The 19,828-nt window shown below is 64.1% G+C and carries 21 protein-coding genes; 11 read left to right on the top strand and 10 right to left on the bottom strand.

All coding sequences use genetic code 11. From position 1 onward, the window contains the following. Positions 1-22: 22 nt before the first annotated feature. On the bottom strand, positions 23-712 hold the full coding sequence (locus tag H7688_RS04690; RefSeq protein ID WP_183359910.1) for a hypothetical protein: 690 nt from the start codon (positions 710-712) through the stop codon (positions 23-25). A 289-nt stretch (positions 713-1,001) separates the two neighbouring features. On the opposite strand from H7688_RS04690, the gene H7688_RS04685 reads away from it, so the two are divergent. Next, positions 1,002-2,009 carry a queuosine salvage family protein gene (locus H7688_RS04685; protein ID WP_183359909.1) on the top strand — a complete coding sequence of 336 codons (1,008 nt, stop codon included), beginning with the start codon at positions 1,002-1,004 and terminating at the stop codon, positions 2,007-2,009. Positions 2,010-2,090: 81 nt separating this feature from the next. Here the strand turns inward: H7688_RS04685 and H7688_RS04680 are convergent, their stop codons facing one another. After that, positions 2,091-2,501, bottom strand: coding sequence for a hypothetical protein (locus H7688_RS04680; RefSeq protein ID WP_183359908.1), 411 nt, complete (start codon positions 2,499-2,501; stop codon positions 2,091-2,093). Positions 2,502-2,989: 488 nt separating this feature from the next. Between H7688_RS04680 and H7688_RS04675 the strand changes: the two genes are divergently transcribed. Next, on the top strand, positions 2,990-3,394 hold the full coding sequence (locus H7688_RS04675) for a DUF3135 domain-containing protein (RefSeq protein WP_246329709.1): 405 nt from the start codon (positions 2,990-2,992) through the stop codon (positions 3,392-3,394). A gap of 79 nt (positions 3,395-3,473) precedes the next feature. Here H7688_RS04675 and H7688_RS04670 read toward each other — a convergent pair whose 3' ends face one another. From H7688_RS04670 to H7688_RS04655, 4 genes are all read right to left on the bottom strand, one after another. Beyond that, on the bottom strand, positions 3,474-4,007 hold the full coding sequence (locus H7688_RS04670) for a superoxide dismutase family protein (RefSeq protein WP_183359907.1): 534 nt from the start codon (positions 4,005-4,007) through the stop codon (positions 3,474-3,476). A gap of 200 nt (positions 4,008-4,207) precedes the next feature. After that, positions 4,208-4,672: an NUDIX hydrolase gene (locus tag H7688_RS04665; protein ID WP_183359906.1), complete on the bottom strand. Its 465-nt coding sequence runs from the start codon at positions 4,670-4,672 to the stop codon at positions 4,208-4,210. A 34-nt stretch (positions 4,673-4,706) separates the two neighbouring features. After that, positions 4,707-5,807 (bottom strand): AAA family ATPase, encoded by a 1,101-nt coding sequence (locus H7688_RS04660; RefSeq protein WP_183359905.1) that lies wholly within the window; start codon positions 5,805-5,807, stop codon positions 4,707-4,709. Positions 5,808-6,068: 261 nt separating this feature from the next. Beyond that, positions 6,069-8,336 (bottom strand): protease pro-enzyme activation domain-containing protein, encoded by a 2,268-nt coding sequence (locus tag H7688_RS04655; protein ID WP_183359904.1) that lies wholly within the window; start codon positions 8,334-8,336, stop codon positions 6,069-6,071. Positions 8,337-8,661: 325 nt separating this feature from the next. On the opposite strand from H7688_RS04655, the gene H7688_RS04650 reads away from it, so the two are divergent. The 5 genes from H7688_RS04650 to H7688_RS04630 all read left to right on the top strand — a co-directional run bounded on the left by H7688_RS04650 (position 8,662) and on the right by H7688_RS04630 (position 13,498). Further along, positions 8,662-8,922 (top strand): hypothetical protein, encoded by a 261-nt coding sequence (locus H7688_RS04650; RefSeq protein ID WP_183359903.1) that lies wholly within the window; start codon positions 8,662-8,664, stop codon positions 8,920-8,922. Positions 8,923-9,243: 321 nt separating this feature from the next. Continuing rightward, positions 9,244-9,903: a hypothetical protein gene (locus H7688_RS04645; RefSeq protein WP_183359902.1), complete on the top strand. Its 660-nt coding sequence runs from the start codon at positions 9,244-9,246 to the stop codon at positions 9,901-9,903. A 389-nt stretch (positions 9,904-10,292) separates the two neighbouring features. Continuing rightward, positions 10,293-10,595, top strand: a complete 303-nt coding sequence (locus tag H7688_RS04640; protein WP_183359901.1) for a hypothetical protein — start codon at positions 10,293-10,295, stop codon at positions 10,593-10,595. A 108-nt stretch (positions 10,596-10,703) separates the two neighbouring features. Beyond that, positions 10,704-11,279: an SH3 domain-containing protein gene (locus H7688_RS04635; RefSeq protein WP_183359900.1), complete on the top strand. Its 576-nt coding sequence runs from the start codon at positions 10,704-10,706 to the stop codon at positions 11,277-11,279. Between the two features lie 320 nt (positions 11,280-11,599). Then, positions 11,600-13,498 carry a methyl-accepting chemotaxis protein gene (locus tag H7688_RS04630; protein WP_183359899.1) on the top strand — a complete coding sequence of 633 codons (1,899 nt, stop codon included), beginning with the start codon at positions 11,600-11,602 and terminating at the stop codon, positions 13,496-13,498. A 75-nt stretch (positions 13,499-13,573) separates the two neighbouring features. Here H7688_RS04630 and H7688_RS04625 read toward each other — a convergent pair whose 3' ends face one another. Further along, complete coding sequence (locus tag H7688_RS04625; RefSeq protein ID WP_183359898.1) at positions 13,574-13,978, bottom strand: bacteriohemerythrin; 405 nt, start codon at positions 13,976-13,978, stop codon at positions 13,574-13,576. Between the two features lie 178 nt (positions 13,979-14,156). Then, on the bottom strand, positions 14,157-15,179 hold the full coding sequence (locus H7688_RS04620; RefSeq protein WP_183359897.1) for a DUF3187 family protein: 1,023 nt from the start codon (positions 15,177-15,179) through the stop codon (positions 14,157-14,159). 303 nt (positions 15,180-15,482) lie between these two features. Between H7688_RS04620 and H7688_RS04615 the strand changes: the two genes are divergently transcribed. The 4 genes from H7688_RS04615 to H7688_RS04600 all read left to right on the top strand — a co-directional run bounded on the left by H7688_RS04615 (position 15,483) and on the right by H7688_RS04600 (position 18,664). Next, a complete protein-coding gene (locus H7688_RS04615; RefSeq protein WP_183359896.1) occupies positions 15,483-16,652 on the top strand; it encodes a hypothetical protein in 1,170 nt (389 codons plus the stop codon). A 23-nt stretch (positions 16,653-16,675) separates the two neighbouring features. Then, positions 16,676-17,233, top strand: a complete 558-nt coding sequence (locus H7688_RS04610; protein WP_183359895.1) for a DUF1003 domain-containing protein — start codon at positions 16,676-16,678, stop codon at positions 17,231-17,233. Between the two features lie 157 nt (positions 17,234-17,390). Then, entirely contained in the window at positions 17,391-18,017 is a 627-nt protein-coding gene (locus H7688_RS04605; RefSeq protein ID WP_183359894.1) for a LysE family translocator, read from the top strand. A gap of 56 nt (positions 18,018-18,073) precedes the next feature. Further along, entirely contained in the window at positions 18,074-18,664 is a 591-nt protein-coding gene (locus H7688_RS04600; RefSeq protein WP_183359893.1) for a beta-class carbonic anhydrase, read from the top strand. Between the two features lie 167 nt (positions 18,665-18,831). Here the strand turns inward: H7688_RS04600 and H7688_RS04595 are convergent, their stop codons facing one another. Further along, positions 18,832-19,581, bottom strand: a complete 750-nt coding sequence (locus H7688_RS04595; RefSeq protein ID WP_183359892.1) for a DUF3108 domain-containing protein — start codon at positions 19,579-19,581, stop codon at positions 18,832-18,834. 5 nt (positions 19,582-19,586) lie between these two features. After that, complete coding sequence (locus H7688_RS04590; protein ID WP_183359891.1) at positions 19,587-19,772, bottom strand: hypothetical protein; 186 nt, start codon at positions 19,770-19,772, stop codon at positions 19,587-19,589. Between the last annotated feature and the right edge of the window lie 56 nt (positions 19,773-19,828).

Genomic DNA, 19,828 nt, shown 5'->3' with positions numbered 1-19,828 from the left:
TCGCAGTGCGTATCCTTCCATGTCAGTAGAAGTACACCCGCAGGCCGGGGTGTAACGCCTCCTTCATTGACGCCAGGTCGCCGGGGTCGAGGCGCACCCCCCTGGGCGGGAGGGTGTCCTGGGAAAAGCCGGTATCCGGCAGGCTGTACAGCAGTACCCCTCCACTCAGCTGGAAGGCCAGCGGCTCGACGCCGGTCGCGTCAGGTGCGCCGGTTGCCGGTGGCGCGGAGTCGACGCCGACCGGCCCGGAAGTATCGATCAGGCGCTGTACCCGCCGGGTCTTCAGCGCAGGAGCCGGGTCGTCGGGGCGCGCGGCCAGCTCCGGGCCAAGGTACACCGGCATCTCGCGCAAGATGGCCCGGTCGCGCATCAGGTACATGACCCCCTGCCGACGATCAACGCTCAGGTGCAGCTCCTTGGCCACGATGGCGTCCCGGCGCGGCAATAAAGCTCGGGCCTGTGCCAGGTCGGTGTCGCGTTGCCCATCGAGGGCACTGCGCTGCTCTTCGGCGCGGGCGGCGGCCACGGTGAGCTGTGCTTCTTGGTGACTGAGCCGGTACTGCTGGAAGATGATGCACAGGTCGGCGAGGAGGGCCAGGACGATGGCTACAGTAAGCAGGCTGGCGCTACGGGGATAGTGATGGTGGAGTTCGTGCCATTGGGCAGCAATGCTGCGCTGCGTGAAGCTTTGTCGGGGCCTTCCGGTTGGCATGGCTGACCCTCGTTCCTGTATCGACCCGGCAGCGTTGAGTAACGGAGTGCTGCGGCAGCTGTCGTGACAAGTATGAGCAATCGGAGCAGTGACTGTGCAGCGCTCCGCTGAAACAATGATAGCATGAGTAGGACAATGCCTGGGAAACTCATTTTCAGCTGGCTGCCGCTGCTGAAACTGAGGCACCCGCACCACGAACTGTTGCCAAGGCGTCGTGGTGTGGCAAGCTTGGCGGCGATGGAGCGTCGCGCCGGAAACGCCGAAGCACGCTCCAGTACGGGGGCATCACATGGCACAGTTCACGGTAAACGAGCGTCGGGCCCGGTCGGTCGCCGCGTCCCTCGCGAGGCTTACCTACCGGCCGGACGACTTCGCAGGGCTCACCCCGTTTCCGGAGGACCCCTTCCGCGAGCGGCACTTCATCTTCTTCCTGGCCGCCATCGACCACAACACCCATGGTGCCGAGAGGTACCAGGCCGAACTGCACGGGACCTTCCTGCACGGCTCGGATCTCATGTACGCGCTGGCCAAAGAGGCTGCCAAGCGCGCTCCGGATCTCTTCACCCCGCAGTACCTGGTGGGGGTAGCGGAGCAGGAACTCGCCTCGATCTTCAGGAATGCTGAGGGATGGTTGCCGGTGGGGATGGCGCGGCGCGCGGACCTGGTGCGCGATGCCGCGGGTCTGCTGCTCGAGCGCTACGGGGGAGACCTGGACAACCTGTTCCGCGAGGCCGGGGGGTGTCTCAGGCGCAGCGCAGGGGGCGGGATCCTGGCCAGGCTCGCGGAGATTAAGGCCTATGCCGACCCGCTGGAGAAGAAGAGTTTTCTCCTGGTGAAGTTGCTGAGGAGAAGGGGGCTCCTCACCGTGCGCGACCCGGAGCAGATGAAGGTGCCGCTGGACCACGTCCTCTACACCATGGCGCTGCGTAGCGGCCTGGTTGGCGCCGATGCTGCAACCCAAGGCGCGATCCTCTCGGGTGCCCTGTTGTCCGAGGCCGCCCTCTTGGAGTTGCGCTCCGCCGCGCTCGCGGGCTACGACTTGGTGGCGCAGCTCTCCGGGCTGCCGGTGGACCAGTTCGACGACCTCTTGTGGGCCTACGGCCGGGAATGCCTGCGCTACCCGGCGCCGCTCGACCCGGAACTGCTGTGCGGGATTGCCATCGACTTGGACCGGCGGCTGGCAGGCAGTTCGGCACGTGACGCTTTTCTCCTGGTCTTGAACGGGCTCGACCCAGAGGCGCCGGAGTCGGCGAGGCTCTACCCGGTACCGGTTGTTCCGGATACCTGGTTCTTCTAGCCAGGGTGGGGAATCCCAAAAGCGGACAAAAAGAAAGGGCGCCCACCGGGCGCCCAACTTGTTTCGACGAGTCTGCCGGGGCTATTTCGACCAGTAGCCGGCACCTCCCGGGCCAACCTCGTGGGAATAGTCGGGCCAGAAGGTCCCGTTCACCGTGGTGCCACGGTCGTGGGTGATCACCTGGTCTTCGACGGAACCGCCCGTGGCCGAGCCGGAGCCGGACTGGTCGGTGCTTCCCTGGTAATAATCCGGCTGGGCGGTGTTTCCCTGGTAGTAGTCCGAGCTCGGAGAGCTCGGGTTGTCGTTGTTGCTGTCGGATCCGGGGTTGATGCTCCCACCTCCGGAACCGCGCGAATCATCGGTCACACCGGGGTGGCCGTGGCCGCCCGCCCCGGTGTCCATGGTTGCCAGCGCAGTGCTGCCACCCATGGTCAGACCGGAAAACGCAGCTATTGCAAGAGTTCTTAACAACATCCTCTTGATGTTCCTCATGGTTGATACCTCCAATCGCCATAACAGCTTGGCTACCCACATAGTATAGGAGTTTGTATCGTAACAAGCAATCTATTCCAGGTAGACAATTATGCAGTATATCCAGTACCAACGATGGGGAATGCTCATTATAACAGTGGATCCGTCGCCAATAATGTCATTAAACTAATATGATCAGGAAACTCATAGATCCAACTAGAGTGGAAAAGGCGGATGGAATCACTCCCGCGGGTTGTTTGATCCCTGCACCGGCAGATCGTGCAGCGGTTGGCCACGGAGTGCCGCCTGATGATCTGCAGTCAAAACCGGTTTCTCTCATTGGACCGAGGCCGAACAGGATTTTCTGAGTGAGTCAACTTACAAAAGCTCACGAGAAGCTCTCTAACAAAACAATGGTTGTTATTTAAATGTGGCGAATGTTATACTCCCCTCATAACAAGCTGTACCGATTCGCCAGATAGGTGCGAATCACGGTCGGGAGGTGCCCCGTGAAAGCAGATTCCAAGTCGGGATTGAGTTCATATACGCCCGAAGAGATGAGTGAACTGTACAAGAAAGATCCGCAGCGATTCGAGGAACTGGCAGAGCAAGCTTTGCAAGATGCCTGTATTGGCAGAAATCCGGAGCAGACACTCAAGTTCCAGCAGATGCAGTGGAATATCGATGCACAACTGCGCAGGGCCAAGACACCGCTGGGCAGGATGCATGTCATGGAGAACATCTTTTACACCAGGGTCTTCGGCGAGAACGGAGAACTTGCCCACCTGATGCAGGAGTGCACTGAACTGGTGCGGGTGGCCACTGGCACGGACGGTCCGCCTACCGCTGAGCCGGTAACGCGCAGAGAGCCGGTTGTGGTAAAACGGCCGGTCTTGCAGCTGGTGAAAAGATAAGAGCGAGTGTTATGACAGACGAGAAAAGGGCCCGGAATTTCCGGGCCCTTTTCTTTTGAGGCAGGGGTGTCTTTTCAGACTATTCGGCCTTGGCGCGGATGACACCGCAGGCCACCCGGGCGCCGGCGTTGCCGGCCGGGTCGCTTACGTTGTCGTCGGGGCTTGCGTGGATGATCAGGGCGGTGCCACCCGGCTTGAGCAGCGAGGCTGCTCCCGGAGCCAGCGTGGTCCCCTCGGCCACTACGGACGCCTTGGCGCTGCCGTCGGGCTGCACCTCGAGGTTGGGCATGTCGCCGGCGTGTTTCCCTTCCGGGTTCTTCGTGCCGTGGTGCTTGTGGAAGGGGTTGAAGTGCCCCCCGGCCGACTTGAAGTCGGGACCAGTGCACTCGCCGGTTTCATGCACGTGGAAGGCGTGCGCGCCGGGTTTGAGTCCGGAGACCTTCAGGTTGATCAGCACGCCGTCGTGCTGTTCGGTCAGCACCGCGGCGCCGACGGTTTTTCCCGAGGCATCCTTTATCTCGGCCCAGGCCCGCTGGCTGGAACCCTCGGCCCAGGCGCTGGCGCTACTCAGAGCGACGAGCGAGCACCCTATCAGGATATTTTTCATTGTCATTGCGACCTCCGCTTGATTGATCTGGTCCGGCAGGCTGGCGCTGAGAGATCACACAGTCTGCGGCACTCGGTCAAAACTATAGATGCTGATTCGGGCAAGTCAACGCGGGGGGACGCTGCTTTCAGTGGCGGGTGCCTCAATGAGTGGGGCAGCCGGCCGGGCAGGGTGACAGACCCGCCCGGCCGGGGCATACCAAGGGGTCAGCGGGGGGCCAGGGAGGTTTCCAGCTGGACCTGGTAGGGGCGGGTGGTGTAGGCCCGGTAGACCGTGGTGTCGCGGTAGTCGAGGAGCACCCTGAGCCGGTCGTGCATGACCTCGCCGGTCACCTGGTCGAGCGCCTGCTCCTCGGAAAACCACCCAGCATCCACGCTGTCGTCGCTGCAGCTCAGCTCTCCCGACAGGTGGCGCCCCAGGAAGGTGAAGATGAGCGCGGCGGGGGGGGAGAGCATGGACCAGACGGCGGCCAGTGCTCCGGGCTCGATCTCCACCCCGGCCTCCTCCAGCACCTCGCGGCGCAAGGCCTCGATGAGGTTCTCGCCTTCCTCCACGCGCCCCTGCGGGATCTCCCAGCCTCTCTTGCAGTGCTTGATCAACAGCACCTGGTTCGCCGCGTTGCGCACCAGGCACCCTACCACCGCCGTGTGGCGCGGACTGTGCTCTGACATGTGGTTCCTTTCTGCCGAGGTTTCGGCGCCGGCATTATACCGAAAAGAGCTGCTCGATGGCAGCGAAATCCAGCGTCTTATCGGCAAGGGAGCGGATCAGATCGATTTTTTCCCGGTCCTCGGCAACCGTCTTGCTGACGTCCTTGTTGATGGTCTGGTACAGGTCGGCCGAGACGCCCCCACGGGCGCGCAGGAAGGGGATCCGGCTCTGTTCCAGGATCTGCCGGCTGATGCTGTTCACCTCGGCACTGCCGGAGATCACCAGCCCCACGATGAGCCGGTGGTACTCCGGGATCTGGTAGAGGTGCGCCAGGGTGACCAGGAGTTCGTTGCGGCTACTGTTGACGATGATGAGCGAGGGCTCGGTGAGGAGTTCCAGGAAGCGCTGGGTCGAGGCGGCACCCACCAGGACGCGGTAGATGATCCGGTCCAGCTCGTTGGAATTCCCCTGAACCGGCAGGTTGAGCAGGGTGGAGATGCGGCGCAGGGTCGGGTTGGCCAGGATCCGCTGGTAGTCGAAGCCACCCAGAACCCGGTAGCTCTCTCCCGCGAGCGCGCGGCGCAGGTAGTCCAGGGTCCGCTCCCGCTTGTCGGCAAAGAGCTTGTTGACCAGGATGGCCTTGAGGTCGACCGCTTCCTTGTCGAAGAAGGCCTGGATCAGGGCGAGCCGGTCCACCACGTCGCCCAGGCCCCCACCGGTCACCAGGAGCACCGGCGCCTCGAGCAGGTGCGCGATGCGCGCGTTGGAGATCTTGAGGATGGAGCCGACGCCCGGGTGCCCGGACCCCTCGATGAACACCAGCTCGCAGCGCTCCTCCAGCTGCGCCAGGGCCTTCACGATGCGCTCCGTTAATGCCTCGGGATCGACTACCCCGTCCACCACCTGGTGGGTGATCTCGTGACTGAGCACCACCGGCGACATGGTCTTCAGGTCGAAGCTCAGGTCGAACTCCTGGGCCATGAGTGCCACGTCCTTGTCGATGGTCCGCCCGTGAAACTCGACGGTCTGCCCGCCGAACGGCTTCAGGTAGCCGACGCGCCGGTATTTCTTCAGGGCAAGGTGCATGAGCCCGATGCTCGTGGTGGTCTTGCCCGAGTTCTTCTCTATGGCTGCGATAAATAGTCTTCTTGCCATCTCCTTTCCCCCGTCTGCTAACCGGAACAGTGCTGGTTTTTTCTTCATGGTGGGCCGAAGTGGCTTCGTTTGTAAAGGGGGGCGGGCGCTCTCCCGTAGTGCTCAGGTGGAGGGGTTTGGTGCAGGGCGTCAGGTGGGAGTTCCGGGCCGGCCTCGGAATGACGACGCGCAAAGGGGGGACCGAGACCGGTCCCCCCTTTGTGTTCTTCTCTGCTTCACGGTGCAGAAGCTTCTCGGGCCGCTTGCCCCTCGGTCGCGCCCTTACTGTCCGACGAACGATTTCACCTGCGAGCTCACCGTAGCTCCCGCGGCGGTCGAGGAGACCTGGTAGTAGTAGGTGGTGCGCCGGGCGACCCCGGAGAGCTTGAAGGCGTGGGTCGTGCTGAGGGTACTCGCCGAGAAGGTGTTGCTGAGGTTGGTCGCCGAGGTGCCGATGCGCAGCACCGCGTTCGAGGCGAGGTTGGTGCTCCACTGGATCAGCACGGTGTTGGGGGCGGTGCTTGCCGTCGGTCCCGAGGTGATGGAAAGGGCAGGGACAACCGGGGTGCTCGGCGTTGCCGAAACCTCGCTGGAGAGCGGGGACGTCCCGCCGCCGTTAGTGGCGGAGACCTTGTAGTAGTACCTGGTCCCGTTGCTCACCCTGGTATCGCTGTAGCCGGTGATGCCCAGTCCTGTCGCGATCGGGGTGGTACCCTCGGCGCCAGGCGCGCTGCCGCGGTAGACACTGTAGCTGGTCGCTCCCGAGACCGCGCCCCAGGCGAGGGTGACCGTGGCATTGCCAGCGACGGCGCTCAGGCCGCTCGGGGCGGCGGGGGGGGCCGGGGCGCTGGGGACGGTCGTGGTGGGGGCGAGCGCCGCCAACAGGTTAGCGCCGTTGAAGGAGCCCCAGCCAGTCGCGTTGTCGTAGCCGGTGATGGCGGGGTAGTAGAGGTTGGTGGTGCTGTCGGCGACGTCGTGGAAGCTTCCCTGGTACCCCGAACCGGCCGCCAACTGGTAGAGCACCGGGTTCGCGAACCCCAGGGGGCCCTGACCGGCGGCGCTGCGCAACTGGTTCACCCGCGCCGTGAAGGCGGCCCACAAGGGCGAGGCGCAGCTCGTGCCGCCGAAGATGTACCAGCCACCCTGGAAGTAGATGGAGTACCCGGTCCCCTGGTCCGCGTTGAGCGCGACATCCGGAACGTTGCGCATCACCGAGGAGGCCAGGTTGCGGACCCCCTGCTGCCAGGAGGGGATGCTCCAGAGCGCGCTCACGCCGCCGCCCCCCGCGCCGCCCGCCACGGTGTTGTTGGTGTTCCAGGCCGATTCGCGCAGGTAGCTCTGGCCGCTGGCCACGGCGAGCCGGGTTCCCCCCACCCCCACCACGTACGGTTGCGAGGCGGGATCGTCGACACTCAGGGTGCTGCCGTTGTCGTAGGCGCCGCTGTCGCCGGCCGCGGCGTAGAGGGTCTGCCCCTGGGCTGCCATCTGCTGGAAAATGGCGTTTTCGCTGGCGATCACGCTCTGGCTGCTCTGCCCTTCGCTGAGACCCCATGAGGTGCTGATCTGCTTGGCGAGGTTGTCGGTGGCGATCCGGTTGTAGGTGTCGAGCACCCCCTTGTTGGAGTTGGGCCCCTCGTAGACCAGGATCTTGCTGACCCCGGGAGCCAGGGCCAGCTGCAGCTCGATATCGAGCGTAACCTCAGACGCCCCGGTCCCTGGTGCGCCGGAGAAACCGTCCACCAGCACGTTTTGCAGCGGGACTGCAGGGAGGCCGAAGTACTTCGCGTAGTAGGCGACGTCGCTGGGGTTGTAGCCGTCCAGCTCGAACAGGGCCAGTACCTGCCCGCTCCCGGTGGCGGCGACGTTGGCGAGGTTGTAGGCGCTGCGGATGTTGCTCGGGGTGAGACCGCCGCCCGGGCCGCTACCGATCTGGTAGGGGGTGGCCATGGCGGTGGTGCCGGCCGCGTGGTAGTTGCTGTGGGCGTGCCAGGAGGTGGCGCTGTCCAGCCCGACCACCCCGTTCACCCGCGCGGCAATCCCCTCGGGAACCGCCGGGTCCTGGTCGGGGGCGTAGAACTTCCGGCCGTCGGCACCCTGGTAGTGGTGCAGCTGCAGCCCGAAGCCCCCCTCCACCTTTTCCGCAGGCCCTGCCACATCCAGGAGGAGCCGGTTCGCATGGCTGGCGGTAACGCGCAGCCCGATGCTGCGGGCATACTCGGCGACCGCGTCGTAGTCGGCCTGGGTGGGGGCAAACCGCTCGGTGAACTCCTGGGGCGTCAGGTACTTGCCGTGCTGCGGGTCGTTGGGGTCGTAGAGATGTTTGAGGAGCTGGTCCAGCTCCTGCTGGTTGCGCAAGGGGAGCGAGAAAACCAGCGAAACCTCGCTCGCAGCAGGCATCCTCGAGAGCCACCTGGCCTTTGCGAGTGCGTTGCTCGGCACGTGATCATGCAGGCGGTGCATCGATCCCTGGCTGGCCAGGACGGGAGTAGCGGCAAGGGTGGCCACGAGCAGTGCACCGGCCAGGCGCCTAAGGTGGGGGATAAACTTCATGATCTCCTCCAAGGGGGGAAGGTCGGGAGACTCCCGACGGTTGCGCAACAGCTGCCCGGATGGGCGCCTGCGCTGAAGTGCGATTGGTGTGCCAAGGTAACTTGGCCGAATCGTTGGCAGGTCGAGGCAGGCTGCCGGAAGGTCTGTGCAGCGTAGGCACCAAGCTGATCAAAATCTGCACAGGCCGCCAGGTGAAAAGCGTCCCATCAGGATCGGGCGGGGCGTGCTCTCATGGGGGGAATTTCGTCGTGATCTTCTGGACTTGGTAAAAGCTCCGGGGCTATGCTGGACAAGAGTGCACCAGGCACCTGACGAGGAAGAGGATATGAAACGATTACTTTTGAGCATGGCGACGCTTCTGGTGGGACTGAACTTCGCGGCAACCGCTGGTGCCGTGCCGGCCGGCGACATGCCGGCAGCCGTTTCCGAGATGGAGACCGGGCACGACCCGAGCAAGCCGGTCCAGGCTCCTGCCAAGAAGCCGAAACACCACAAGAAGTCCAAGAAGTCGATGAAGAAGCCTGCGCAACCGACGCCCTCGGACCAGGGGAGCAGCTCGACCGCTCCCGCTCCGGCCAGCAAGTAGGGGCGCACGGACCACAGAAAGGGGGAGCTGCCAGGTAATCGCCGATGGCAGCCTCACCCACCCCCCGGCCCCCTCCCGTCAAGGGAGGGAGAGTTGTCCCCGGAGTCCCGACCGAGCTTTGTCGCTGCTTTCCGTTGCCTCCCATGATGACCCCGACGTAACACTCCGCTACCTCACCCCCTTCGCGAATTCCCCTGACAGAGCAACTCGCACAAACCCCGGTTTTTCGCAGGAAAACTAAAGTTAGCACCGCTTGGTTCCGATAGGCGATCACTAGCAGGTCGTCTTTTAATGAAATGGAAGGGCTCAGGGAGCTAAGCAATGAACGGAACCGATCTCATCTACTACGGCATCGCCGGCTGCGTCATCGTGCTGTTCCTGGCGGTGGTGGTGAACTACTCGGTCAACACCATCATCAGGCAGCTGACCGAGCGGGCCCTGGTGCGTTTCCAGGAGCGGCTTGCCCAGGAGACCGCCAAGGCGCTGGCCGGCTTCCGGGCGAGTATCTGCGAGCAGATGGCGGTGCAGGAGCGCAAGTCCGACACACTCGCAAAGCTCTACGCGATGCTGATCGACCTGGTGCGCGACGGCAAGGAGTTCGTGAAGAGCACCGGCAAGGGTGAACCGTTTCGCACCGAGAAGGCCCTGCGCACCTTCGAGGAGGCCTCGCGCTCTTTCGGGGAGCACCTGCGCAAGCAATCCCTGCACTTCTCGGACGACTACAAGGCGCTCATGGACGGCTTCCTGGCTGAACAGGAGAGCCTGATCAAGGTCTTCGAGACCCGCTGGAAAGCCAACGGCCGGGACACCGACGAGCGCAAGCAGGACAATGAGGAGATCCGTCAGCACTGGGCCCGCTTCGAGGACCGGGTCGGGGTGATCATGGAGCATACCCGCAACGAGTTCCGTGGCAAAACGGCGACTCCGGAAAGCGTCATGCGCAAGTGGCTCAACGAGGTGCAGCCCAAGGAGGCGAAGTAGCTGCGGCTGGCAGCACTGAGGCGGGAACGCAGCACTCTATGTGCCGGCCCTTAATTAGTGGCATGCATATTGCCTTTACCTCACAGCGTCCGGTCTTTCTGGCAAAGGGCCAGGAAGTTTTGCCCTTTACTGTCACAGACCCCGAATTGCTCCTGACATAGGCACTATTCGGTTGAACGCCTGAGTTTGTGTAAGGATTTTGCTGACTGTGTGACTTGGCAGTGCGGTAACAACAGACTGCCCAAGGTTGCGAGTGACAGGAAATGCAAGGATTTTTTTGACGTTGGTTTGTCAAAACATTGGCGTGAACCGGACGCGCGGCAGGCGGGTCCGCATTTACCAGGAACAACGGGTTTTTCGGGATGGACAGGAAATCGTGCCTTATTGCCATGGTCGTCGCTGCAATCAGCCTGATCGTTTTCAACCTGGGTACCAGGCACGGAGATGCGGGTGAGCTGCGCGAGATCTCAGGAGTCGAGTACGCCAAGCTCCACACGGTTGCCAGCCGGTATTCGGAGGTCGCCGACGGGATGGCGGAAGACCTCAAGCACGAACGGCTCACCCTCGGGGAATACAACAAGATCATGCAGCGCTTCGAGGCGGAGCGCTACCGCCAGGAACTCAGGCAGCAACAGCGGGTGCTGAAGGTGGCGGCCCGGATGTCCGCGTCGGCCTACCGGCGTTTGCACTAGCTGGCAACGGAGAGCCTGACGACGTAGAGAAACTGCCCCTTGCCGGGGCTTCGAGCTGCCTTCAACTGGGACCCCCAGGTCTCTTACCTTCAAGCACAAGGAGATGTCATGAGCAAAAGGAGCATCGCAACACTACTGGCCGCAATTTCCCTGATCGCGCTTGCCGTACCCGTTCTGGCCGACACCTCCCTGTGCGTGGTGAAAGCGCCGGAGATCCGTTTGCGCAAGAGCCCCAGCAAAAAGGCCCGGGTCATCGCGGTGCTCAAGAAGGACGCCCGGGTCAACGCGGAAACCTGTGGCGGTGGCTGGGTCAAGGTCTCTTCCCCCGACGGCCATCTGGCCGGCTACGTCGGTGGGTGGGCGCTGAGCGCCGAGGCCCCCAAGGTCACCGGGGCTGCGGCTCCGGTAGTCGTGGCGGCTACCCCGGCTCCGCCTCCGGTCGCCGCTCCGGCTCCCGTTAAGCCCGAGCCGGTCAAACCGACACCGGTGGTCAAGGAGGTGCCGACCAACGAGAAACTGGCCATCCAGATCACCGAGTTGCGCCTGAACGTCCTGGGCATCGAGCGTGACATGGACAAGATGAACAAGGACATCCAGAAGATCAAAACCTCGCTGCGCAAAAGCGGCGGCAGCAAGAAGGTCGCCCACTCCAAGAAGGCGCGCAAGCTCATGGCCAAGCGCTAGGCCGATTCTTAAGGCGCGACGCCCGTTGCGCGTGCCGCACCGATCTCAAAAGGTCCCCTCTGTTCGTGGGGGCCTTTTGTCGTTTCCGGACTCACGATGTGGGTGCCGGCACGACGATCCTTCCGCGTCGGGCGCCCGCTCTCTGAAGCTGGCCAAGCGCTCCTGAGGCATACCGGAGCACGCGGTGTGACAGCGTCGCCTGAGGAGACGAGGTATGCTCTTAAGTTTCTCGTGTCCTTGCCGAAATAGCATCTTTGAACCGTCCCTGGACGCGGTCATGTGCCCGTGCCGCAACAATCTACTACAGCCCGAGGAGCCGTATGAAACTGAGAACCAAGGTAAATCTGACAGTTGTCCTGGTATTCGCGGTGGTTATCGCCGCCCTCATCGTCACCGCCGCCACCAGCTCCCGCAAAATCATGGGGAAAATCCTGAACGACACCCAGATCGCCCTGGCCAAGGACAACGCCGCCGGCGTCAACGCCTGGATGCTGGCCAAGCAGGGGCTCATCCAGGCAGGTGCCAAGGACCTCTCGAAGTACCCCGACCAGCCCCGGGACTACATCACCAACGAGATAAAGATCCTGGCTGAGGCCGGCGGCTTCGCCACGGTGTACCCCGGCTACGAGAACGGCCTGTTCATCTCGTCGGACGGCTGGGTGCCGGCAGCGGACTGGGACCACCGCAAGCGCCCCTGGTACGAGAAGGCCAAGGCGGAGCAGAAGGTCTCCCAGACCGAGCCGTACATCGACGCCCAGACCGGCAAGCCGATCATCTCCTTCATAGCTCCCATTACCGACCAGGGTAAGTTCGCCGGCGTCTTGAGTTCGGACATCATGCTCGACGAGGTGGTGAAGAAGGTGCTCGACGTCAAGGTGGGGGAATCGGGATACGCCTACATCATCGACAAGGACGGCAAGATCCTGATCCACCCGGACAAGAACCTGGTGCTCAAGAAGAAGTTCCAGGACCTGGCAACCGGTGTGACCGACCTCCCCGGCAAGCTCGCCTCGGCCCCCTCGGGGAGCTTCGAGTACCAGGTCGGTAACGACAAGAAGGTGACCTCCTACGCGCTGATTCCCGCGACCGGCTGGTACCTCTGCGTCGCCGTTCCCAAGGCCGAGATCTTCGCCCCGGTCGCCACCCAGACCGCGACCCTGGCCACCCTGGGCGTCGTCGCCCTGGTGATCGGCGTGGTGATCCTGGTCCTCTTCGTCAGGACCCTGCTCCAGCCGCTGGGGCTTTTAAGCGAGCGGATCACCGACCTTGCCGAAGGGGAGGGGGATCTGACCCGGCGCATCGAGGTAGGCGAGCGGAATGACGAGATCGGCCAGCTGGCCCGCGAGCTCAACAAGTTCATCGGCAGCATGCAGGGGATCGTCTCCCAGATCGTCGGCGCCTCCCGCACCTTGACCGGCGAGGCGAGCCAGCTTACCGCCACCTCCACCGGGATCTCGGTGGGCGCCGAAGCGGTGGCCGGACAGACCGCCAACGTCGCGACCGCCAGCGAGGAGATGGCCGCCACCGCCTCGGACATCGCCCGCAGCTGTCACCACGCGGCCGACAGCGCCCAGGTGGCCGCCGATACCACCCAGCAGTGCTTCAGCGTGGTAACACGCACCGTGAACGGCATTCGCGAACGCGGTGAACTGACCAAGAACAACGCCCGCGGCATCTCGTCCCTGGGCGAGCGCTCCGAGCAGATCGGCGCCATCGTCGCCACCATCGAGGACATCGCCGACCAGACGAACCTCCTGGCACTCAACGCGGCCATCGAGGCGGCGCGGGCCGGCGAGCAGGGGCGCGGCTTCGCGGTAGTTGCCGACGAGGTACGGGCCCTGGCCGAGCGCACCACCAAGGCGACCCGCGAGATCGGCGACATGATCCGGGCCATCCAGCAGGAGACCCAGTCCGCCATCACCTCGATGGAGGAGGGGGTGCGCGGCACCGAGCGGGGCGTCGAGGAGGCGGCCGAACTGGAGGGGGCCCTGGCGAGCGTACTCGAACAGGTGAACCAGGTGACCATGCAGGTGAACCAGATCGCCACCGCAGCCGAGGAACAGACTGCGACTACCGGCGAGATCACGGCAAACATCCAGCAGGTGACTTCCGTGGTGCAGGAAACGGCGGCGGGGGCGCAGGAATCCGCCCAGGCGGCGATCCGGCTCTCCACGCTGGCGGGGGGCTTGCACCAGATCGTGGGCAAGTTCAAGCTGTAGCGCTAGCTGCCAGCGCAAACGCAAAAGGGGCTCCCCACCGGGAGCCCCTTTTTTTGTCTCAACTACGCGCAGCTGTCAGCTCTGTTCCCCCTTGGGGAGTGTGCTGCAGAACTCGGCATCGACCATCAGGATGTGGTCGAAGAGCCAGTTGCCGAGAAAGGACAACAGGTCGACCGAGATGTCGCCGCCTGCGGCAAGTTCGTGCCAGAAGGCCGTGGCCATCTCCTCGAACTTGCGGTGTTCCTCGCGATGCTCCGCGAGCCCCGGATAGCCGCTGGCTACCATGGCCCGCTCCTCGGCCGAAAAATGGTACTCGGTGTACTCCCTGAGTTCCTGGGTCACCCGTTTCAGGGTCTCCGGGCCGGCTGCCTCGATCGCACTGCGGTACACCTCGTTCAGGAGCTCCACCAGGTGCCGGTGGTGTCCGTCGAACTCCGGGATACCTTGCTCAAACCGTTTCTCCCACAAAAGAATGGCCATGTCCTGCTTTCACCTCGACGCTCTCGGAGCTCGGGGGGCTCCGGTTGATGGGGTAGTTCGCGGCAACGGCACCATGCCGTGCCGCTCCCGATTTTCCCATCGGCGCCGCTCGCGAAAGCTTGAGGTCGTTTTATCGCAGTTCCCCCTGAGAAGACCCACAGGAGCCGCGAGACAGGCGCTAGAACTGGTGGCTCAGCCCCAGGTGCAGCCCGAGGTCCGGGGAGGTGCTCACCCGCACGTCCTCGGAGAAGCCGATGTCGAGCGCGGTCTGGGGGGTGAAGGAGAGTGTCCCGCCGAAGAGGAACTGCAGCGCGGTCCACCCCATCTCGCGCAGCTCGCTGCGGTAGAAGGGAGAATGGCTGGAGAGCTGGAGCTTGAAGGCGATCCAGTCCCGCGGCGACCAGCCGGCGCCGAAGGACCCGAAGCCGACCAGGTGGTTCTGCCGGTCGGGGAGCACATCAGCGTCAGTGAGGGCGAGCAGCCCCGCGGCACCGAAAAGCGCGAGGTGCATGCGCCCCTGGCCGACCAGGTAATCGTCGCAGCCGGTGAGCCAGAGGGCGAGGTCGGTGCTGCCGCTGCCGCGCAGCCGCTCGCTGCTCCCGGTGGGGAGCTTGAGGCTCGTCCTGAGCGCGACGGCGCGGCCGGAGGTGGCACCGGTATCCTGGTAGAGCTGCCAGGCACCGCTTAAGCGCAGGTCGCCCAGGCCGAAGTTGCTCGTCGCCAGGTGCAGCCGGTCCCGGCCGTCGCGCTGGTAGTCGAAGAGGAGCCGGTCGCGCGGGGCCTGCTTCCTGCCACCCTGCGGCAGCCCGAAGACGTCGTGCCACCCTTCGATCAGGCCATCGAGGACCCCGCCGCTGTAGCCCACCAGGGGGAGGTCGGCGCCCACCTCGAACCGGTCGGCGATACCGTAGCGCACGGCAAAGGTGGTCCGGTAGCTCTCGCCGTCGAGCAGGATCCGCTCGCGACCGTCGTCGGCAAAGGTGTAGTTGTTGGCGACGTCGCTGCTGAGAAGGCCCCAGAACTTGCCCGGTTTCTGGATGGTGGCACTCTCAGCGGCGGGGAGCCCGAAGATCTGCACCAGCGGGCTCTGGTTGAAGGTGTAAAAGGGTGTGGCTGCAGGGCTTGCCGCAAGGCAGTACGGCGCGCCGGTGCTGACCAGGTAGAGAAGCGCGAGGATCAACAAGGTGCTCAGTCGGTGCATGTGTCTCAGGTCCCCCGGGAACAGTGATTAACATGGAACAATCAGGCCTTCCTCTTCTAGCATGACGGCCGCCAATGTCAAAGGAAAAGGCGGGGATGAGAGGCTGGGGATTGGGGACTGGTAAGGAATACACCGAATGAATATCCCCAGCTTCAGGTTATTTGTTGCCCCCGGTTTCTTGTTGATTGCCCAGAGCTTGCTACCCTTATCAGTGGCTCGAAACCGGGGCTCGAAGAGCCGGGCTGCCGCTGGAAAAGGGCAACCGCTGATTCAGCCCAGCCGACGTCGACAGGAGGTGGCACCGTGAGCGAACTGGCATGCAACATCGTCCTTTACCGGCCCGACGCGGAGAAGCTCGCCCGGACCTTCCCCACCTGGCAGGTTGAGGCCCTGCTCGAACAGGCAGACCAGCTGATCGAGCGCGGGCTCGCCGACCTGGCCCGTTTCTCGAGGCTGGACTACGCCTGGCACGAGCTGGAAAGCGATCTCGAGGTCCAGGAGAAAAAACTCGGCATGTACCAGCGCAGTGCGGCCGAGGAGGTCCTCGAGCGGGAGCCGGTCGAACCTCGCGAGGCGGCCCATGCCGAGGCGGCGTCGGGTGACGCGGAAGAGCCCGAGGCCGCCCCGCCTGCGGAAGGGGGCGAGGTGGCGGCGCATTTCGAAGAACCCGCTGCCGAGCAGGCACCCCAGAGCAGCCTCGACGTACGGGTCGAGGCGGTGCAGCGCAAGAAGAAGCTCGCGGAACCCGGCGGCCCCTTCGCGCTCAACGAACAGCGCGACCTGGTGCTCAGGCGCCTTTGCCACGACTACGAGGCCGCGGTCGACCGCTGCGTGGTGGCCGAATTGGGGCTGAAGCTCTTCTACGGCCACGAGCCCAAGTCCCGCCCCCTGCCCACCGAAGCAGAGTCCCTGGGGACCTCCATGACCAGCCTGGCGCTCTGGATCCGCGAGGCCCGGCACGTTCTGGCCATGTGCCGGCTGCGCGAGGAGAGTTTCGTCCGGGTGGTTTCGGTGCGCTCGCTTTTGAACCGCAACGCCTGGGCCCTGTTGCGCCACGCCCGGGACAGCTACGCCATCAAGCTGCAGGTACCGGTCGACCTGTTCCGGGAGCACGACAACTGCCGGATCAGCGGCATCTCCGCCTACCTGGTCGGCGAGGCGGGCACCGTCCCCTGGTCGCTCACGGTCAGGGTCCCCGAGGAGGCGGTCTACGAGCGCGGCGGTCACAGCATCGAGGCGGACCAGTCCGGGCGCCCCGCCTGCCTCGTCGGGCGGCTGGAGAACCGGCGCACCGGGCGCACCCCGGACCTCTGCGGCAGCTCGCTGTTGCTCGGCGCGAGCCCCATCGGCCGCTCCACCCAGGGAGGTCTCTGGTCCCTGGAGATCTTCAAGCCGATGGGTGCGACCTCCGAAACCTTCAGCCACATCGAGGACCTGGTGCTGGAAATCCACAGCGTCGGCATGCCGCATTAGCACCGCTTGAGCAGGAGAGAGCCATGGACGCCGAGGAGAGCCGCACGGCAAAAACGGCAGGTGAATCCGAGATGGCGAGCGTGGTGGACCGCAACATCGCGGCACTGCTCGCCCGCAAGAAGGCGGAAGAACGGGCCAAGGGGTGGCAGGAGCGGCTCGCCGATGCCATCACCGGCTTCACCGGCAGCATGACCTTCGTCTACCTACACGCCGTGTTGTTCGGCCTCTGGATCGTGATCAACCTGGGGTGGCTTCCCGGGGTGCCGCGTTTCGATCCGAGTTTCGTGGTGCTGGCCATGGCGGCCTCGGTCGAGGCGATCTTCCTCTCCACCTTCATCCTCATCAGCCAGAACCGGATGCAGGCGATCGCGGACCGGCGGGCGGAACTGGGCCTGCACGTGAGCCTCTTGGCCGAACACGAGGTGACCCGCCTGATCGAACTGGTGACCGCCATCGCCGAGCGGATGAACCTGGAGCAGTCCCGCAACCCGGAATTGCAGGAACTCGTCAAGGACGTGAAGCCCGAGAAGGTGCTGGACAGGATGAGCGAAGTGGAAGAAAAAACGGTTCTCCCCAAGTAGCGTTCCGCACCCCGGGACGCCGGCCTCGCCCGTGCCCGCAGCACCAGCCGTTCCCCCCATCCGCCCCAAAACTGTTCCCAACAAAGACAATCTGTGCTATCAGGTGGAACCCCCGGCCGTTTGCGCGGCAGGGTTACTCCACCGTCTGGAGGCCACCATGTCTTTCCAGGTCTGGCTCGCCTTTGTCGCCACCAGCGCCATTTTGCTGGTGATCCCGGGGCCTACCGTGCTCACCCTGGTGAGCTATGCACTGGCCCACGGGCGCAGCGCCCGGCTCCCGCTCACCGCAGCGGTTGCGCTTGGCGACGCCACCTCGCTGTGCGTCTCGATCCTCGGGCTGGGCGCACTCCTGGCGACCTCCGCCTTCTGGTTCACGGTGCTCAAGACAGTGGGTAGCCTCTACCTGCTCTTCCTGGGATTCAAGCTGCTGCGTGCCGGCTGCAGCGCCTCCGAGATCGGCGCTGCCCGCCCCTCCGAGTCCCGCTGGCGGATGTTCCTGAACACCTACCTGGTGACGGCCCTCAACCCCAAGGGGATCGTGTTCTTCGTGGCCTTCCTGCCGCAGTTCGTCGATCCGGGCGCCGCGGCGGGGGAGCAGCTCTGGATCCTGGCGCTCACCTTCGTCGGCCTGGCCATCGTGAACGCGACCTGCTACACCGTCTTTGCCGTCTCCGCGCGCCGCCTGCTCGCCTCCCAGGGTTCGCAGCGCGTTTTCAACCTTACCGGCGGCTCGCTGCTCTCGGCTGCCGGGGTGTGGGCCCTGTGGGCCAAGCACCGCGCCTGAAATTTTCCGGTGCCGCCTTGTGGGGCACCGGTCACCACCTGACATAAGGAATCGTCATGAGTCTGCTCGAATCGGTACTTTCCGCAAACCGCGCCTTCGTCCACCCCGGCGCCTTTCCGCCGCTCCCCAAGAACCCCAAGAAACAGCTCGCCATCTTCACCTGCATGGACACCCGGTTGGTCGACTTCCTGGAACGCTCCATGGGGATCAAGCGCGGCGACGCCAAGGTGATCAAGAATGCCGGCAACATCCTGATCGATCCGCTGCACGGCGGGGTGATCCGCAGCCTGGTCGCCGCCATCTTCATGCTGGGTGTCGAAGAGATCTTCGTGATCGGCCACGAGGACTGCGGCATGGCGGGCGTCGACCCGGACCAGCTGAAGCGTGACATGATCGCCCGCGGCGTCTCCCGTGACGCGATCGAGACCCTGGTGCCGGACCTGGCCCAGTGGCTCGGAGCCTTCGCCTGCCCCGCCGAAAACGTGACCGAGGTGGTGAACAAGATCCGCGCGAACCCGCTGATCCCCCCCGACGTGCCGATCCACGGCCTGATCTTCTGCCCCAACGACGGGCACCTGGACGTCATGGTGAACGGCTACCAGGCCGAAGGGTACACCGGGGAAAAGGAGGGGAGCATCCGGGAATAACCGGGAACCTTCCGAGGGGGGAGGACGATAACCCCAAAGACAGGAAAAAGCCTGGTGGACGCTGAGTCCCGCCGGGCAGCGGTGCGCTTTACAGGCGGCCGGGTGCGCTCATCATGCAGGTTTCTGCGGGCGCTCCTGGTCGCTTGTGTCGTTTCAGGGGGAGTCCTTCAGGGCCAGTAACTACCGCCGGTCAGGGTGGCCCGGAACTCGCCGACCTTCAGTTTCACCACGAGCTTCACCGGGATGCGGCGGCTGTCGTCGCTGAGCCAGACGGTCATGTAGTCGGTGCGCGGCTGCTGCCCTTCCGCAGTGAGGATGGGGCGCACCATGATGGTCTTGAATTTTCCCACCGGGGTGCGCAGTTCCTCATGCCTGATTACGCGCACCTCCGCGTTCCAGAGCCGCTTCAGGTCGTAGACCTCCATATGCACGGGCTTGCCCGGCACCAACTCGGCGCTTCGGATGAAGTAGATGCAGGAGAGGGTGTCGAAGGTCTTGGGGGTGATGCTGTCGGTCTTCTCGGTGTGCTTCAGGAAGTCCTTGGTCTCCACCTTGAGCTGCTGGGCGTCGAAGAGCGCCTCCTTGTTGGTGTGGGTCTTCCCCTCGTTGATGCGTTCCTTGAAAAGGCGCGGCATGCCAAACTGCTCGTCGCCGCTGCCGCGGGTGAGGATGGATTCGGAGCGGTCGTCGATGGGGAAGAAGGTGTTGACCATTCCCGAGGAGCGCACCGTGTAGACCAGGTGCAGTTCACCGTCGTGCGGGGTGACCTCCTGGACTGCTGAGCCGGCCTTGATGCCGCTCCAGTGCACCTCGTAGACGAGCTTCTCCGGAACCGGGAGGGGCAGGGCGGCCCAGGCGGGGATGCCGAGAACCAACGACCAAAAAAGGGACAGGGATACGAGCGTTATCGTTTTCATACCCCCTAGTGTGCCCGTCCCTCCTTTTTTTCGCGAGGCAATTTTTTCAGAGTGAAAATATTAAATTTCAGCAGGTTCCTGGCGTCGGGTGACACCGTTTCCCGGTGTGGTGCGGCGGTCGGTGGCGGCAGGGACGATGTTTTTGTGAAAAAAGTCAAGATTTCAAAACAGCTGCCGATACCGTTATCCATGGGATAGTTCGCACTGCCTCACCTGAGCGGGGTCCGCTTCGAGGGTGGTGTTTCGC

This window comes from Geomonas limicola (assembly GCF_014193675.1).
Lineage (GTDB): Bacteria > Desulfobacterota > Desulfuromonadia > Geobacterales > Geobacteraceae > Geomonas > Geomonas limicola.
This window is presented reverse-complemented; position numbering and strand designations above follow the sequence as displayed.